General features: G+C 69.5%; 10 protein-coding genes. 6 read left to right on the top strand and 4 right to left on the bottom strand.

What is annotated here, in order from left to right; translation table 11 throughout:
* Nucleotides 1-120: 120 nt before the first annotated feature.
* Nucleotides 121-1812 carry a hypothetical protein gene (locus JRI60_RS07175; protein WP_204225102.1) on the bottom strand — a complete coding sequence of 564 codons (1692 nt, stop codon included), beginning with the start codon at nt 1810-1812 and terminating at the stop codon, nt 121-123.
* Between the two features lie 54 nt (nt 1813-1866).
* Entirely contained in the window at nt 1867-2292 is a 426-nt protein-coding gene (locus JRI60_RS07180) for an SET domain-containing protein-lysine N-methyltransferase (RefSeq protein WP_204225103.1), read from the bottom strand.
* A 417-nt stretch (nt 2293-2709) separates the two neighbouring features.
* Here JRI60_RS07180 and JRI60_RS07185 point away from each other — a divergent pair, with 417 nt between their 5' ends.
* Entirely contained in the window at nt 2710-4488 is a 1779-nt protein-coding gene (locus JRI60_RS07185; RefSeq protein WP_204225104.1) for a M20/M25/M40 family metallo-hydrolase, read from the top strand.
* Nucleotides 4489-4573: 85 nt separating this feature from the next.
* Here JRI60_RS07185 and JRI60_RS07190 read toward each other — a convergent pair whose 3' ends face one another.
* On the bottom strand, nt 4574-5950 hold the full coding sequence (locus JRI60_RS07190; protein WP_239470392.1) for a RagB/SusD family nutrient uptake outer membrane protein: 1377 nt from the start codon (nt 5948-5950) through the stop codon (nt 4574-4576).
* Nucleotides 5951-5956: 6 nt separating this feature from the next.
* Entirely contained in the window at nt 5957-8992 is a 3036-nt protein-coding gene (locus tag JRI60_RS07195) for a SusC/RagA family TonB-linked outer membrane protein (RefSeq protein ID WP_204225105.1), read from the bottom strand.
* 327 nt (nt 8993-9319) lie between these two features.
* Here JRI60_RS07195 and JRI60_RS07200 point away from each other — a divergent pair, with 327 nt between their 5' ends.
* From JRI60_RS07200 to JRI60_RS07220, 5 genes are all read left to right on the top strand, one after another.
* Nucleotides 9320-10132 (top strand): hypothetical protein, encoded by an 813-nt coding sequence (locus tag JRI60_RS07200; RefSeq protein WP_204225106.1) that lies wholly within the window; start codon nt 9320-9322, stop codon nt 10130-10132.
* Between the two features lie 139 nt (nt 10133-10271).
* Nucleotides 10272-12176, top strand: coding sequence for a gamma-glutamyltransferase family protein (locus JRI60_RS07205; RefSeq protein ID WP_204225107.1), 1905 nt, complete (start codon nt 10272-10274; stop codon nt 12174-12176).
* A gap of 72 nt (nt 12177-12248) precedes the next feature.
* Nucleotides 12249-13658 (top strand): hypothetical protein, encoded by a 1410-nt coding sequence (locus JRI60_RS07210; RefSeq protein WP_204225108.1) that lies wholly within the window; start codon nt 12249-12251, stop codon nt 13656-13658.
* 14 nt (nt 13659-13672) lie between these two features.
* On the top strand, nt 13673-14668 hold the full coding sequence (locus JRI60_RS07215) for an AAA family ATPase (RefSeq protein ID WP_204225109.1): 996 nt from the start codon (nt 13673-13675) through the stop codon (nt 14666-14668).
* The gene (locus tag JRI60_RS07220; protein WP_204225110.1) at nt 14661-16526 is read left to right on the top strand and encodes a hypothetical protein; all 1866 of its coding nucleotides are present in this window, start codon (nt 14661-14663) and stop codon (nt 16524-16526) included. The genes JRI60_RS07215 and JRI60_RS07220 overlap by 8 nt, the downstream gene beginning before the upstream one ends.
* Nucleotides 16527-16549: the final 23 nt, after the last annotated feature.

The following is a 16549-nucleotide window of genomic DNA, read 5'->3' on the forward strand; positions in this document are numbered from 1 at the left end:
TCGCATAATGCGTGGCCACCAGAAGGGTCCTCATCCGCGGGTGGGGAGCCGCTCCGAGGGTGTGTGACGCCTGGGCCAGCCCACCTGCCCCGCTGGAGGGCAGGCGGGCGGGCGGGGAGCTCAACGGCTCTCGAAGACGAGGACGCGGTTGGAGCCGTAGTCCGACACCACCACGTGGGGCCACGCCAGGAGCAATCCGCTCGGGCTGCGGAGGTTCCGGGCGCTCGTGGTCCCGGTGGCGGGGTCCTGCTGATTGGCGGAGTTGAAGTTCGCCTGTCCGAGGACGAGGTCCGCCGGGGCGCCGTTGGTGGTGGGGAACTGGTTCCACCCCAGCACCCGGTGGTTCTGGTTGTCGACCACGAAGAGCTGCAGCCCGGTGGCGGCGATGAAGTAGGGCGAGTTCATCTGGCTCGCGGAGGTGGCCGTTTCACGCGAGGTGAAATCCGGCTGACCCAGCACCACGTCCGCGGGCTGGCCGTTCCGGGTCGGGAAGCTGTTCCAGACGAGGACGCGGTTGTTCACGTAGTCGGCCACCACCAGGCGGGTGCCGTCCGTCCACACGCCGGTGGGGAGCCACAGCGTGGAGGCGGAGGGGGTGGCGTCCCGCGTGCCGTCACCATCCGCGTCGTTCTCGGTGCACGTGGTGAACGAGCCCTGCCCGAGGACGAGGTCGGCCGGCGCTCCATTCGTGGTGGGAATCGTGTTCCAGATGAGGACACGGTTGTGGCCACTGTCCGCCACCACCAGCTTCCCGTGGCCGATGAACACGTCCTCCAGGCCGCGGATCGACCTCGAGTCGCAGGGAGGATTGGGCTCCACGTCGGCGAAGCTGACCCGCCCGATGACGGTGGTGGGCATGGCCCCGGTGCTCGCGGGGAGCGCGCTGTAGAGGAGGACGCGGTTGTTGTCCAGGTCCGCCACCGCCAGCCGGCTGCCGTCGCTGGAGAGGCCCTCCGGGTGCCCGACGCCCGACTGCCCGATACCGGTCACGGCGCTCGTGAAGTTCGGCTGTCCGAGGACGAAGCCCGCTTGCGCGCCATTGGCCGCGGGCACTCCGTTGAAGCCGAGGACGCGGTTGTTGCCCTGGTCCGGGATGTAGAGCCGGCCGCTGGCGAACGTCGGATTGCCCCAGGGCCCGTTCAGGGTGTTCGCGCCCGGGTCGCCTTCCCGGTTGGGGGCATCGCTGGTGAAGTCGTCCTGCCCGATGACCACCTTGGCCGCCTGGAAGTTGTCCAGCGCGTACCAGTAGGTGCACCGGACGGAGATGTCCGCCACGTTGCCGGCCACCGTCCCGCTCCCGTTCGACACGGAGCAGCGCTGGCCCTGGGGCAGGGTGGCCACGCTCACCGCGTACGCGCCGCCCTTCGCCAGCTTCGTCGTGAAGGTGAAGCCGCCCTCCTGGGTGACCCGGAGCACCTCGTCGCCGAGCTTGAGCTCGAGCGTGCCGCCCAGGCCCTGCACGGTGCCCCCGACCGTGTACGTACTCGCCACGCAGCTCACCTGGACGGAGCTCACGTCCGCGCCCGACACCTTGCCCGTCCCACCCTGCACCGTGCACTGCTGCTCCGGGGGTTGGGTGGCCACCGTCACCGCGTAGTTGCTCTCGTCCACCAGCGGCGTCTCGAACGAGAACGGCCCATCCGCGGTGCGGGTGAGGCGCTGCTCTCCGTTGAGCTGGAGGGTGAGACTTCCAGAGAGGCCGTTGATGGTGCCGCCCACCCGGTACTGCTTGGGGGCGGGCTCAGGATCCGACCCCGGGCACGCGGTCATCAGCGTGGCCACACTCAAGAGACCTAGTCGTCCAATGCGCATGCCCGGTTTATGTCACGGGCCCCGAAGGAGCGACAAGCAACAGGCCCGAGGCTCTCAGGGCATCTCCTGACCGCGCGTCTTCCACCAGTTCTCGCCGTAGCTGATGCACAGCTGCTCGCCGGGCTCGATGTCGCGCAGGGCGTAGAAGGTGAAGACGTCCTTGGGCGCCGCCCCCTTCTGGTAGCCCCGGTAGTACGACACGTTGGGCTCCTGCGCGTGGTTGTAGATCATCCCGAACCCCATCACGATCGACACCCACTCCCCGCCCCGGTCCTCCTCGTGCGGACCCCACTCGATGTTGAACACGTAGTCCGAGAGCGCGGAGGTGCGCACGGTACGGAAGGGCACCTTCAGGTAGTGGCACTCCTCGATGATGGTCCCCTCGGGAATGGGCTCGTCCGTGAAGACGCCATAGCCCCACTCGCACGGCCGGACCCTCAGCCCTGGGTGAACGAAGAGCGCCTCTCCTGCCTGCTGCATCCTTGCAACCCTGTCGCGGTGCCGGGGAAGTCCGGCCCGTGGCCCGTGCTACCACGAATGCGCGGCCGTGCGCGGCATCGCCGGGTGGGCCTCACGCAGCCGCGCCGCTTCGCATCCGGCCAGGCGTTGGGCCCTACTCCCCAGGTGGTTCGGAGCGGGGGTGGAGCTAATATCCGACACCTCCTACAGCCTCCGGAAGGCGGATCTCTACAAGTGACGCCCAAGGTCACCCCCTCCAGTGAGGTGTCTCGTGGCGCTCTCTGTCCAGTCTGGAATCCTACACTATAGGTTATTTCCGGAGACGCCCTGCGTACAATAAGTTCTCGTCCAGCCTGATTAGACAGGCTTTCCCGCGAGCCGGGACTGACCCGACTCGCGGCCCCCCACGAAGAAGCACCCAGTGCCGAGGAGAAGTTCATGGCGATGAGCAAGTTCGGTCCGGTCGCAGTGTGGCTCGCCTGCGCCGCCACCCCCGCTTTCGCGGAGGCCCCGAAGGACAAGGAGGTGTGGATCACCATTGGCTCGGACGCGCTGGAGCCCATGCGCGCCTCGTTCCGGTCGCAGGGTGCGGAGCTGCCCGCCGCGGTGCGGGAGAAGGGAGGGGTGGCGGTGCTGCGCATGCGCGAGTCGCAGATCGACAAGCTCGCGGGGGCCATGCACGACAAGCTCAACCGGTGCGCGGGCTTCATCGCCCATGAGTCGGAGGCGGAGGCCCTGGCGGCGGTGGAGAAGGCCAGCGCGCCGCAGCAGTCCCTGGCGGCCAGCCTCATCTCCTACAACATCAACAACGGTCCGTCGGTGAACGCGATGATGGGCTCCGTGCAGGAGCTCAACATCCGCAACACCATCAACTCGCTGTCGACCAACTGGACGACGCGCCGCTACAACGTGCAGTCGGGCGCGGACGCGGCCACGTGGCTCAAGAGCCAGTGGACCACCATCGCCAACGGGCGCACCGACATCTCGGTGGATTTCTTCACGCACTCCTGGCTGCAGCCGTCCGTCATCGCCACCATCCAGGGCACCACGCTGCCCGACGAGGTGGTGGTCATCGGCGGGCACCTGGACTCCATCAACCAGAGCAGCTCCACCGGCGCGGCGCCGGGCGCGGATGACGACGCCTCGGGCGTCGCCTCGCTCACCGAGGCCTTCCGCTCGGCCGTCGCCAATGGCTACAAGCCGGCGCGCACGGTGAAGTTCATGGCCTACGCCGCCGAGGAGGTCGGTCTGTACGGCTCGTCCGCCATCGCCAACTCGTACAAGAACAGCGCGGTGAACGTGGTGGGCGTGCTGCAGCTGGACATGACCAACTACAAGGGCTCCAGCTACGACTTCGGCATGGTGACGGACAACACCAACGCCGCGCTCAACAGCCTCACCACCAGCCTCATCACCACGTACCTGCCGGGGCTGACCTACACCAACATCACCTGCGGCTACGGCTGCTCGGACCACGCCTCGTGGAACAGCGCGGGCTACCCGGCCACGATGCCCTTCGAGGCGACGATGAGCACGGACAACCCGCAGATCCACACCACGGGCGACACGCTGACCTACATGGGCGGCACCGCGGCCAACTCGGTGAAGTTCGCCAAGCTCGCCGTGGCCTTCCTGGGTGAGGTGGCCAAGGGCGCGACGACGGGCAACACCCCGCCTCCCACGGGCGGTGACGGTGGTGGTACCACCATCCCCGTGGCGACCTACGACGCGACGCTCAAGGCCCCCAAGTGCGCCACGGTGGGCATCGGCTGCGACTCGGGCACGCTGCTCAACGGCCGCGCCAGCCGCGGCCCCGAGTCGAACGCGCCCAACACCATCAAGTCCACCTGCGCGGACGGCACCTCGGGCACCTACCACTCCGACGAGTCGAACGACGCCCTCAAGGTGTCCTCGGTGGACGGCACGAAGCTGACCGCCGGCAAGCAGGTGAAGATCGAGGCCAAGGTGTGGGCCTACTCCACCACGGCGGACACGCTGGACCTGTACTACACGGCCAACGCCAACACCCCGAGCTGGACGCTCATCGGCTCGTACAAGCCGAGCGGCACCGGCGCGCAGACGATCTCCGCCACGTACACGCTGCCCACCGGAACCCTGCAGGCCATCCGCGCCAACTTCCGCTACCAGGGCAGCGCCTCCACGTGCAGCACCGGCGCCTACGATGACCGCGACGACCTGATCTTCGCGGTGCAGTGAGCCTCGAGCAGGACCCCTGAAGTACAACGGGCGGGCACCTCGTGGAGGTGCCCGCCCGTCTTCTTTTCGAAGCGTCAGCCGTGGACTAGTTGCCGCCGCCGCGAGCCTTCGTCTCCCCGATGGGGATGGGGAACTCCGTGTGGACGCGGTGCCCCGAGACGTCGAGCGGCAGCTCGGTCAGCTTCCCGTAGCGGCGCATGTCGATCCACCGGTGCCCGCCCTCGAAGAGCAGCGAGTAGCGGCGCTGCTTGAGCAGCTCGGCCACCAGGAGGTCCTTGCTGAGCTCCTCGGTGATGGGCGCCAGCTTGCCGGAGTTGACGCGGATGAGGTTGATGTCCGCCAGGGCTTCCGGGAGTTTGTCGCTCTGGATGTAGGCCTCGGCCCGCAGGAGGATGAGCTCCTCGTTGCGGATGATGGGCAGCTTCGAGACGGCCTCCGGGTAGTGCGCGAAGACCTGGTCGGACTCGACGCCCTGCCACCTGCGCACCTCCTTGGCCTTCTTCACCTTGCGGCCCACGCGGGCATCCGGCGTCGTCCCGTCCGCCTGCTTCTCGGCGCCCGCGGCGATGGACGGGTGCACGAAGATGTCGGCGTCGTTGAGCTGGTTCTGCGTGTCGCCCGAGCCCGTCCCGAAGGCGTGGTAGACGCCCAGGTCGAGCAGCTTGGGGTCGGCGGCGATGCCGTCGTCGATGAACGAGTCGTTCAGGTCGGTCAGCGCCTGGGGCCAGTCCTTCCGGTACACGTCCACCCGCGCCTTCACCGCGCGGTTGAACTTGATGAAGGTGTCGGGCTTGCCGAAGCCTTCGAACCCGCTGCTCAGCGGGAAGGGGAACGTGTCCCCGGCGGCCAGCAGGTGCGCCCTGGCCTGGTCGAGCAGCCCGGCGATGTGCTCCAGCACCTTCTCCTTGGACTCGATGGGCGGCAGGGGCTCACCGAGCTTGCGGTTCACGTCGATGGGCGCGCCATTGGTGTCACGGGTGTTGATGACGACCAGGAAGTCCAGGGCCTGGATCGTCTTGGCGAAGCCGCGGATGGCCTCCTTCTCCGCATCGGTGACGCCCGTCACCTTGTCCACCGCGTTGAGCAGCGTGTTGGCGTCACGGATGCTGGCGTAGGGGTTGGTCCAGAAGCTGCCACCGAAGGCGGGGCTGCCCGGATCCAACCCGCTGCCGGCCAGCATCTCGCTGATGTAGCGCGGGTCCGCGGTGTCCATCACGTACGCCTCGCGGCCGAGCACGCCGAGCAGGGCCACGTAGCCGTTCTGGGTGGCCATGCCGGTGCGGGTGTCGACGAGCAGACCCGTGGCGGCGGCCATGACGCCCGAGCGCGTCGGGGTCTCCTCGAGCGACTCGACGCTCGGACGGTTCAGGTCCGGCACCTCGAGGTCGCATCCGCCCAGCCCCAGCGTGGCGCACAGGGCCAGGGCCACCTTCGTCGTCTTCTTCATGTTGCGGATCTTCATGGTCCTTTAGAACCCCACGTCGATGGACGTCCAGACGCTGCGGCTGGGCGGGAAGGGGGCCACGTCGATGTTGCGAGCGATGGCCTGGTTACCGAAGTTGCTCACCTCGGGGTCGAGGCCCGAGTAGTTGGTGAAGGTGAGGAGGTTGCGGCCGCTGACGCTCCAGCGGGCGTTCTTCACACCCGGAATCTTGGTGACGAAGGACTCGGGCAGGTTGTAGGTGAACGTCACCTCGCGCACCTTGAGGAACGAGGCGTCCTCCAGGTACACGCGGGCGTCCTTCTGCCAGTCCTCCTGGCGCTTCTTGCCGGCCTCCACGTAGTCCACCGTGTTGCCAGAGGAGTCGTAGAGGAAGCGGGTGAGGTTGATGACGTCGCTGCCCTGCTGCCAGTCGAGCAGCAGCGACAGGGAGAGCGGCCCGTACTTCACCGTATTGGCGAAGCCCATGCGGAAGTCCGGCTCGGTGTCGCCAATCTTCTTCACGTCGCAGCAGGTGCCGTCCGCCTTGGGAACGCGGCCGATGATCTGCGTGGCGCTGGCGTCCTTCTCGATCTGGAAGGCGCCCAGGCTGGTGCCGAAGCCGCCCACGACGAACTCGGGAACGGGCAGGTCGGTGATGACGCTGCGGTTGAGGGCGAAGGTGGCGCTGGAGGTCCACTCGAGGTTGAGGTCGGTGTTACGCACCGGGGTGACCTGGACCATGGCCTCGATGCCGCGGTTGCGCATCTCGCCACCGTTGAAGAACTGGGTGGCGTAGCCGGTGGAGGGGGCCAGGGCGCGCTGCAGCAGCAGGTCGCTGATGGTGCGCTGGTAGACGGTGAGCTCCGTCACGAGGTTGCCGTTGAAGAGCAGCGCGTCCACGCCGAGCTCGATCTCCCGCTGGCGCTCGGGGCGGATGTTCTTGTCGCCGGCGATGCCCGAGCCGATGACGCCGGAGCTGCCCTCGATGTTGCTGTTGGTCTCCAGGCCGGTGAACTTCTGCCCGTAGAGCGGCTGGTTGCCCGTCTCACCGTAGGCGGCGCGCACCTTGAGCTCGTTGAACGCCGCGTGGGGGTTGGGCAGGCGGTAGGCGGTGGCGATCTTCGGGTAGAAGAAGATCGCGTTGGGGTTGCCGTTGTTGCTGCTCTGCTCGCCACGGATGGCGCCCACCACGGTGAGGCGCTCGTCGAGCAGCAGCGCCTCCTCCTGGATGTAGACGCCGCGGTCGCGCACCTGCTGGCGGTTCTGCAGCACGCCCACCTGGGTGCCCGAGCTGACGTTGGGCTGGCCGGCGGTGAGGCCCTGGCTGTTGATGTACACCGAGTCGACGCCACGCTGCTCGTACTGGAAGCCGGCCGAGGTGGTGGCGCTCAGGGCGCCGCTGGCGGGCTTGTAGCTGTGCACCAGGTTGAAGCCGGTGTTCAGGTTGAGCACGTCGCTGGTGCCGAAGAGGGACACGCCCGGCCGTTCCAGCGCCTGCTGGAAGTGCAGCTCGTTGGGGAAGATGAGCGTGTTCTTCTGCTGGAAGCGGTCCACGCCCACGTTGGCGAGCACCTTGAAGCTCTGCGTGTCCGTCTTGTAGGCGCTCCAGACGGCGTCGACGGCGCCCATCAGACGCCAGACGTCCTCGTCGTTGGCGACGAGGGCCGCGGTCTGCAGCGGGTTGGAGCCGTTGGAGATGAAGGGGTTGGCGGGGTAGGAGCCGTCGCCGCTGGCGCGCAGGTCGATGAAGCTGGGCGTGCCCGGCAGCACCATGTGGTAGGTGACGTTGGCGTTGTCGTTGTTGGTGAGGCCGCGGTTGCTGGTGGTGTGGACCAGGTTGGCGTTGGCGTTCACCTCGATGTCGCTGCCCAGCTTCTGCGCCAGGTTCAGGCGCATGGACTGCTTCTGGTAGCCGGTGCTCTGGATGATGCCCTTGTCGTCCTTCACCATGGCGGAGGCGAAGTAGCGCGTGTCACCCGCGGAGCCGCTCACGCTGGCGAGCGTCTCGTAGGAGATGTCGCGCCGGCCGGCCAGCTGCTGCTCGTGGTCGTAGTAGGCGCCGGGCTGGTAGTAGTCGGCCGCCTTGGGGCCGAAGACCTCCTGGGCCTCCTCGAGCGAGTTGATGCGGCGCGAGCCCAGCTTGTTGGCCAGCGTGTACATGCCCACGCGCTGGGTGAGCTCCACCTTGGGGGCCGAGCCGGCCTTGCCGCGCTTGGTGGTGATGATGACGACGCCGTTGCTGGCCTTGGAGCCGTAGATGGCGGCGGCGGACGCGCCCTTGAGGACCTCGATGCTCTCGATGTCGTTGGGGTTGAGGTCCGCGATGCGGTTGACCTGGTTGTCCTGGGTGGGCGAGGGGTTGGAGCCGCTCACCGAGGCCGTCACTTGGTAGACGCCCGAGGCGATGGCCACGTCGCTGACGATGACGCCGTCGATGACGTAGAGCGGCGCCGTGGAGCCGTTGATGGTGGACACGCCGCGCAGCCGCAGCTGCATGCCGCCACCGGGGGCGCCGGAGTTGCTCTGGATGTTGGCGCCGGCCACCTTGCCCTGAAGGGCCTGGTCCACCGTGGACGCCGGAGCGCGGTTGAGCTCATCGGCGTTCACCGAGGCCACCGAGTTGGCCAGGTGCTTGCGGGCCAGCTCGCTGGCGCGGCCCACCACCACCATCTCCTCGACGAAGGTGGCATCCAGCGACACCGTCACCGTGTCGCGGTTGGCGCCGACGGTGACCTCGCGATCCTTGTGGTCCTGGCTGGAGAAGAGCAGCGTCACCGGGCCCTTGGGAATCTCCAGCGAGAAGGAGCCGTCCAGCTCCGTCTCCGTGCCCTTGGTGGTGCCCTTGATGATGACGCGCGTGAGGGGCAGGCCGTCATTGGTCAGCGCGTCCAGCACCTTGCCGGAGATCTTGCGCGTGTTGCTCTGGGGGGGAGCAGCGGGGGTGGGGGTTTCGGGTTGTGCCGCGGCGGGCTGAGGGGCCGCGGGTTGCTGCGCAGCCGCCGTGCCCTGATCCTGCGCCTTGGCCTCGACGGAAAGGAGTGCGAGTGCGCACCCCGAGATCAACGCTTGTTTCAGCGTCATTCGCTCTTCACCTCTATTGCGGATGGAGCGGCCCCCCTGGGAAAGGGCTGCCGTTGGGCGCAGATCGTCTGTGGGCAGGGGGACTACAGTCAACGTTGCTTATCCGATTCAAAACGGCCTACGATGAGGGCCTCTTTTCGATGGCGCGGGAATTTTCGGCTGACGTTCACGCTGTGACGCCCTGAGTGCGTATCCCGTTGCTCCCCCAAGGATCGTTTTCGCCTGGAGTGCGAACGGCCGGAGGAGCCCGCCACGCGCATGGGTCGGGTTGGCGAGCGGCGAGCGGGCTCCATCTTTGGCCTGTCACGCTTTCGAGAGGAGAGGCTCATGCACAAGGGCTTGGGATGGTTGACGGCCGGGGTGGCCGCGTTGCTACTCACCTCCGGCTGCAAGCAGCAGGATCGGCAACAGCAGCAGGATATCCAGGGAGATGCGCGCGCGCAGGTGGAGTCGGCGCAGGAGCGCTCGCAGCAGGCGCTGGAGCAGGCCAAGGACGCGCAGGCGCGGGCGGCCGACGAGCAGAAGGACGCGGTGGACGCGCGCCAGGACGTCGAGAAGGCCAGCCAGGAGCTCCAGGAGGCGCAGGCCAAGGCCCAGAAGGAGTCGCAGGAAGCCCAGACGGTCCAGCAACAGGCGAGCAATCAGGCGCAGCAGGCCCAGGCGGAGGTCCAGCAGTCCCAGCAGCAGGCGCTCGAGGCGCAGCGTCAGCAGCAGCAGCAGCTGGCCGAGGCGCAGCAGCAGTCCGCCCAGCAGCAGGAGCAGCTCGCGCGCAACCAGCAGCAGCAGGCCACCCAGCCCATCGCCCAGCAGCAGCTGGTCACGGGCCGCGTGGTGAGCTCCAGCCCGGACGAGTTGCTGCTCAGCAGCTCGGGGGCGCCGGGGCAGCCGCAGATCCGCCTGCAGGTCAATGAGCAGACGCAGGTGCTGGTGAACGGGCGCCAGGGCTCGGTCGCGGACATCTCGGAAGGCAGCCAGGTGCGCGCCTCGTACCAGGATGTCGGCGGTGAGCCGACCGCACTGCGCGTGGACGTGACGAGCAGCGGTCAGCAGGGCATCGGCGGCAGCCAGGATACGAGCGGCGGTCAGGACACGAGCGGCGGTCAGGACACGAGCGGCGGTCAGTTGCAGCCGCAGCAGTAGGGCCGCCGGGACAGACGCGCTGCCGTGCTTCACGGGGCTCCGGTCCAGGCCGGGGCCCCGTGTCGTTCGATGGCATGTGGAGGCTCGTCCGGCCTAGGCTCCGGCTCCCCCACCCATGCGCGCTCGTTTTGGAGAGATCATGTCCGCAGCCCGGAGTTCCGGGCGGGCCGCCGCCGGCCTGCTGCTCGTCTTCGCCCTGTTGCTCCCCCTCGGTTCGCGGGCCCAGCAGACGTATCCCATCGGGCTCGAGACCCAGAAGACCGCGAAGCCCGTGCTCCATGGCAGGCACTGGGTGGCCATCACCGGCAAGCCGCTCGCCGCCACCGCTGGCGCCATGGTGTTCCAGAAGGGCGGCAACGCCGTGGACGCCGCGTGCGCGATGCTCGCCGCCACCTCCACCATGTGGGACACACTGGGCTGGGGCGGCGAGACCCAGGCCCTCATCTACAACCCGCGCACTGGCAAGGTGGTGGGCATCAACGCCCTCGGCGTGGCGCCCTCGGGAGCCACCGTGGACTTCTACAAGAGCAGGGGCATGCAGTACCCGCCCGAGTTCGGCCCGCTCGCCGCCGTGACGCCCGGCACCCCCGGCGGCCTCATGGTCATGCTCGCCGAGTACGGGAAGCTCTCGCTCGCCGACGTGCTCGCCCCCGCCATCCAGATGGCCGAGGAGGGCTACCCCATCGAGGCCCAGGCCGCCAACTCGCTCGAGAAGAACAAGAAGCGCATCAAGGAGTGGCGCTATTCGCGCGAGGTGCTGCTGCCCCACCTGGGCCAGGAGCGCGAGGCCCCCGTGGCCGGCGAGCTGTTCCGCCAGCCGGACCTGGCGGCCACGTTGAAGAAGCTCGTGGCGGCCGAGAAGGCGGCGCGCGCGAAGGGCAAGAGCCGCAAGGAGGCCATCCTCGCGGCCTATGACCGGTTCTACAAAGGTGACATCGCCCAGGAGCTGGTGCGCGGCGTGCGCGAGGAGGGCGGGCTCTTCACGCTGGAGGACCTGGCCAACTGGAAGGTCCGCATCGAGGAGCCGGTGAAGACGGACTACAAGGGCATCGAGGTCTACAAGCTCACCACCTGGGTGCAGGGCCCCGCGATGCTCCAGGCGCTCAACATCCTGGAGAACATGGACCTGAAGTCCATGGGCTACAACAGCGCCCGCTACATCCACGCCCTCTACCAGTCGATGAACCTGGCCTTCGCCGATCGCGACTTCTACTACGGCGACCCGTACTTCCCGCCGGCCGAGCCCATCCAGGGACTGCTCTCCAAGGACTACGCGAAGGAGCGGGTGAAGCGCATCAACTGGGAGAAGAACGATCCGTCCATCGGGCCGGGGGATCCGTACCCCTTCCAGAGTGGGACCAACCCCTTCCTGCCGCTGCTGGAGCGGTGGAACCAGCAGACGCCCGAGAAGAAGGTGCCGGACAACGCGCAGGCGGAGCGGGATTACGAGCGCACCTTCTACGCGGGCACCACGTCGGTGCAGGCCGCGGACGCGGAGGGGTGGGTGGTCTCCATCACGCCCAGCGGCGGGTGGATTCCAGCCGTCATCGCGGGCCGCACCGGCGTCGGGCTGAGCCAGCGCATGCAGAGCTTCGTGCTGGACTCCGCCGAGGGCCCCTTCAACGTGCTGGAGCCCGGCAAGCGGCCCCGGGCCACGCTGACGCCGAGCCTCGCGCTCAAGAATGGCAAGCCCTACCTCTCGTTCGCCGTGCAGGGCGGGGACAGCCAGGACCAGAACCTGCTGCAGTTCTTCCTGAACGTGGTGGAGTTCGGGATGAACGTGCAGGAGGCGTCGGAGGCGGCCAACATCAACAGCTTCCAGATGCGCAACTCGTTCGGCAAGCACGAGTCCAAGCCGGGCAAGGTGCTGCTGAGCGAGCAGGTGCCCCCCTGGGTCCGCTACGAGCTCAAGCGCATGGGCTACGAGCTCACCTTCGAGCCGCGCACCTCCGGTCCCATCAACGCCATCTACTTCGACCGGGAGCACGGCACCTTCTGGGGTGGCTCCAGCCACCACGGCGAGGACTACGGCATCGCCTGGTAGGGACTCGTCCCTCGAAAGGCCCTTCCCCGGCTTGTGGAGGGAGGGCCGACTGTCCGAGACTCGGGAGCACGCATGCCCGCCAGCGACGAACGCCGCCTGCAGGCCCTCATCCTCGCGCCCGTCCGGCGCGTCCAGAGGCGCCTCAATGCCGTGGCCTGGGCCGAGGCCGGCATCGCCCCCGTGTGGGCCGCCGCCACCGGCTGCGTGCTCGTCCGCCTGCTGTTGCGTGACTCCGCCCCCTGGGTGCTTCCCGTGCCGCTGCTCGCCGCGGGCGCCTGGTGGTTCCTCCGCGCCCGCGCTCGCGGCGTGTCCCTGACGCACGCGGCGGTGCTCGCGGATCGCTCGGCCGGCGCGGGCGGGCTGCTGCTCACCCGCCTGGAGCGTCCCGTGGGAGAGTGGGAGCTCTCCGCCAACCAGTTCGCTCGCGCGGTGACGCCTCCCCCAGTGCAGTGGAAGCGCCCCGTCGGCGCGCTGCTCGCGGCGCTCGTCTTCCTCGCGGTGGGCTTCCTCTTGCCTCTTCCCGCCTCCAAGGCGCGCCCGGCCAATGCGGCCGCCGCCGCGAAGGTGGCCGCCGTGGAGGCCAAGGCCGAGGCGCTCGCCCGCGAGGAGCCGCTGGGCTCCCCCGTCGAGGAGGAGTTGCGCCGCCTGGCCGAGGAGGTCGCCGAGGGTCGCTTCGACTCCTCCGACTGGGAGGCCGCCGACAGTCTGGAGAAGTCGCTCGAGGCCCGCGCCGCCAAGGCCGCCGCCGAGCTGGCCTCCGCGTCCGAGGCCGCCAGGGACCTCGAGGAGTCGCTGGACGCCGCCTCCGGTGCCGAGGCCGCCGCCCGCGAGCGCGAGGCCCTCGAGCGCGCGCTCATGGCCCTGGGTCATGACAACGCGACCCAGCAGGCCCAGCGGGGGGATGACGACAGCACCTCCCAGTCCGGCAATGGCAGCGGGGGCGCGGGCGCGGGGGATGGCGGCACCCGCTCGGCCGGGGCGAAGCAGGGCGGTTCCCCTGGCAAGCCCGGTTCGCGCGACGAGGTGGCCAACCTGCGCGAGACGCTCGAGCGGCGCCAGCGCGAGCTGGAGCAGCGCTTCGGGCAGGGAACCGGGCGGAACGGCAACCGGCCCGGCAGGGGCCAGGGCCAGGGAGACGGTGAGGGCCAGGGGCAGGGTCAGGAGGGCGGTCATGCGAGCCGCCGGGCGGGGAAGGGCGCCGGTGCGGGGCGGGGCGGTGAGAGTCAGCCACTCGTCTTCGGCGAGAAGGCGGAGATGGACCCGGAGCGGCTCGCCTTCAAGCCCCTGCCCCAGGGACAGGGCGGTGAGGCGCAGGGGCTGTGGGGCCTGCGCTCCGCGGACCCCCAGAAGCGCGAGGGCAGTGGAGGCGGTGGCGGGCAGGGGACGAGCGCCCGGGGTGACGCGGAGGCCGGTCATTCCGCGGGGCCCCTGCTGCCTCGCAACCGGGAGCTGGTGAAGCGGTATTTCGGGGGGGAACCCTAGGAGAGGAGTCGGCCGTGTCGGAACTGTTGAGCCCCGCCGAGGTGCAGGGCGCGGCGGAGAGGGTGACGCAGCTCCAGAAGGGGCTGAATCAGGTGCTGCTCGACCAGACGCTCGTCGTGGAGCAGGTGACGGTGGCGGTGCTCGCGCGCGGCCACGTCCTGCTCGAGGGACTGCCGGGCCTCGGCAAGACGGAGCTGTGCAAGGCGCTCGCGCGGCTGCTCGGGCTGCCCTTCCGCCGCATCCAGTTCACCCCGGACCTGCTGCCCGGCGACATCACCGGCACCTACGTGCTCGAGGGGGAGGGCCGCCGCGAGTTCACCTTCCGCGAGGGCCCCCTCTTCGCCAACGTGGTGCTCGCGGATGAGATCAACCGCTCCAGCCCCAAGACGCAGTCCGCGCTCCTCGAGGCCATGCAGGAGCGCAGCGTCACCGTGCTCGGCCAGACGCGCCCCCTGCCCGAGCCCTTCTTCGTGCTCGCCACCCAGAACCCCATCGAGCTGGAGGGCACCTACCCCCTGCCCGAGGCGCAGCTCGACCGCTTCCTCTTCCGCGTCCAGGTGCCCCCCGTGGGCGCGAAGACGCTCAGCACCCTCCTCACCACGCGCGTGCGCGGCACCCCGCCGGTGCTGCCTCCGGTGACGGACGCCGAGGGCCTCGCCTCCCTCTTCGCCGCCGTGGACCGCGTGCACCTGCCCGTGCCGGTGGCGGACTTCATCGGCCGGCTCGTGGAGTCGAGCGACCCTCGTGCCCCGGGCGCTCCGGAGCCGGTGCGCCGCCTCGTGCGCTACGGGGCCAGCCCCCGCGCCGCCCTGGCGCTGGCCTCGGCCGGACGGGCGCTCGCGCTGATTCGCGGCAAGCCCAACGTCGGCTTCGACGAGGTGGTGGCCACCGCCCCCGCCGTCCTCAACCACCGGCTGGTGCTCGCCTACGAGGCTTCGCTGGAGAAGGTGGGACCCCAGGACGTGGTGCGCGCCCTGCTCCAGGCCGTCCCCGAGGTGCCCCGTGCGTGAGCGCCTCGCCACCGCGCTCCTCGCCCTCCTGCTGTGCGCCAGCCCCGCGCTCGCGCAGCCGTCAGCGGTGACCGCCCAGGTCCCCGCTCCCGTCCCACCGCCCATCGCGCCCGCGCAGCAGGAGGTCGTGGAGGAGGATGCCGCGACCGAGGTGCCCGAGCAGGAGGAGATGGAGCCGGCGACGGGAGAGGAGCGCTGGGGCACGGCCCATCGGGGCTACCTGGAGGTGCAAAGCCAGTCGGTGAACCTGGCCGAGGGAGAACTGCGGGCCACGCTGGCCAACGGCGTGCTGCGCCCCGCGCGCGGGTATGTCCCGATGGAGGTGACGCTCCAGAATCCGGGCTCCACGCCTCGTGTCGTGCGCATCGGCATCGAGTCCAACCTGACGGGCCGCTCCGAGGTCGCGGCGCGTGAGGTAGAGGTGGGGCCACACCAGCGGCTGGTGGCCTGGGTTCCCATTCCCGTGGGCGTGAGCGGCGGCATGGTGCGCCTGCGCAGCCCGGACGCCACCTTCCGGCCCTACAACTTCTACTCGGTGGACGGCGAGGGCCAGTCCACGCTGGTGCTGGGCTCGGAGAAGTCCTTTCAGTCGGGTACCTCCCTGCCTCGCGTGGAGAAACAGCCGAAGCTGTCGGTCCGCTTCGTCCCGCCGGAGGACGCGCCGCGCGAGCTCGCCTCCTACGTGGGCCACGCGCTCGTGGTGGTGGCCGGCGACGTCACCTCCGTCCCGGCGGATGCCTGGAACGCGCTCGAGGCCTATGCCGCCACGGGCGGCCATCTGGTCCTCGTCCGCCCACCGCGCGACGTGGCCGGGCGCCTGCCGCTGCTCACCTCCAACGACTCGGGGGTGCAGCCCTACGGCTTCGGGGTCGTGCGGCTGTGCGGGAAGGCGGAGGAGTGCGGCGCGGGGTTGCTCTCCGACGCGGACGCCATGGAGGCACCGTCCCAGGGCTTCGTGGGGGTCGTCTCTCCCGTGGGGCGGGCCCCCGCGTGGATGCACGGCAGCGCGATGCTGAACAACGGTGAGCAGCCGTTGCTCCCCGGAGTCCAGGCGCCGGTGGGCCGTTTCCTCATCCTCATCACCCTCTTCGTGCTGGCGGTGGGGCCCGGAGGCCTCGCCCTGGCCCGGCGCAAGGGGCCCGTGGCGCTGCTCATCGCCGTGCCCTCGGTGGCGCTCGTCACGTGCCTGGCCATCGTCGCCTGGTCGGTGCTGGTGGAGGGCTTCTCCATCCATGCCGCCCGCTACAGCCTCACCTGGTTGGATCGGGAGCACGACAGGGCGCTGACGGTCGGCGTCGGCGGCTACTACGCCAACCTGGAGCCCGAGGGCATCCAGATACCAGCGCTGGGCGCGCTCCTGGGGCCGGACCTGAATTGGGACATGCAGGTGCCCGAGGCGGACTGGACGAATGGCATGGTGGTGACGGGCGGCTTCCTCCCCTCGCGCACCTACCGTGAGTGGGCCGAGGTGGCGGCGGTGCCCTCGCGGGCCCGGCTCATCGTGCGGCGCGAGGGCGAGGTGCTGCGGGTCCAGAACGCGCTCGGCGCTCCGCTCGTGGCGGGCTACGTGGAGATCGGCGGCAGGGAGTGGTCGCTGCCGGCGCTCGCCGATGGGGCCGAGGGCGAGGCCACGCAGGCGCCTTCCTCCACGAATCACTCCCTGCCGGAGCTGTTGGGCTTCTCCGAGCCCGTGAAGAACCGCTTCGCCCGGGTCCCCTGGGACACGCTCCTGGGGCCGCTGCCGGAGGGCGACTTCATCGCGAAGCTGGAGGGGCGGGGGATGGCGCCCTCGTCAGCGCTCGAGGTGGAGCTGCACGAGGGACTGCACGTCGTGCGCGGACGGGTGGACGGATCATGACGCGGACTCGAGGCGAGGTGCGG

The organism is Archangium violaceum (assembly GCF_016887565.1).
In the GTDB taxonomy this organism is placed as follows: Bacteria; Myxococcota; Myxococcia; order Myxococcales; family Myxococcaceae; genus Archangium; species Archangium violaceum_B.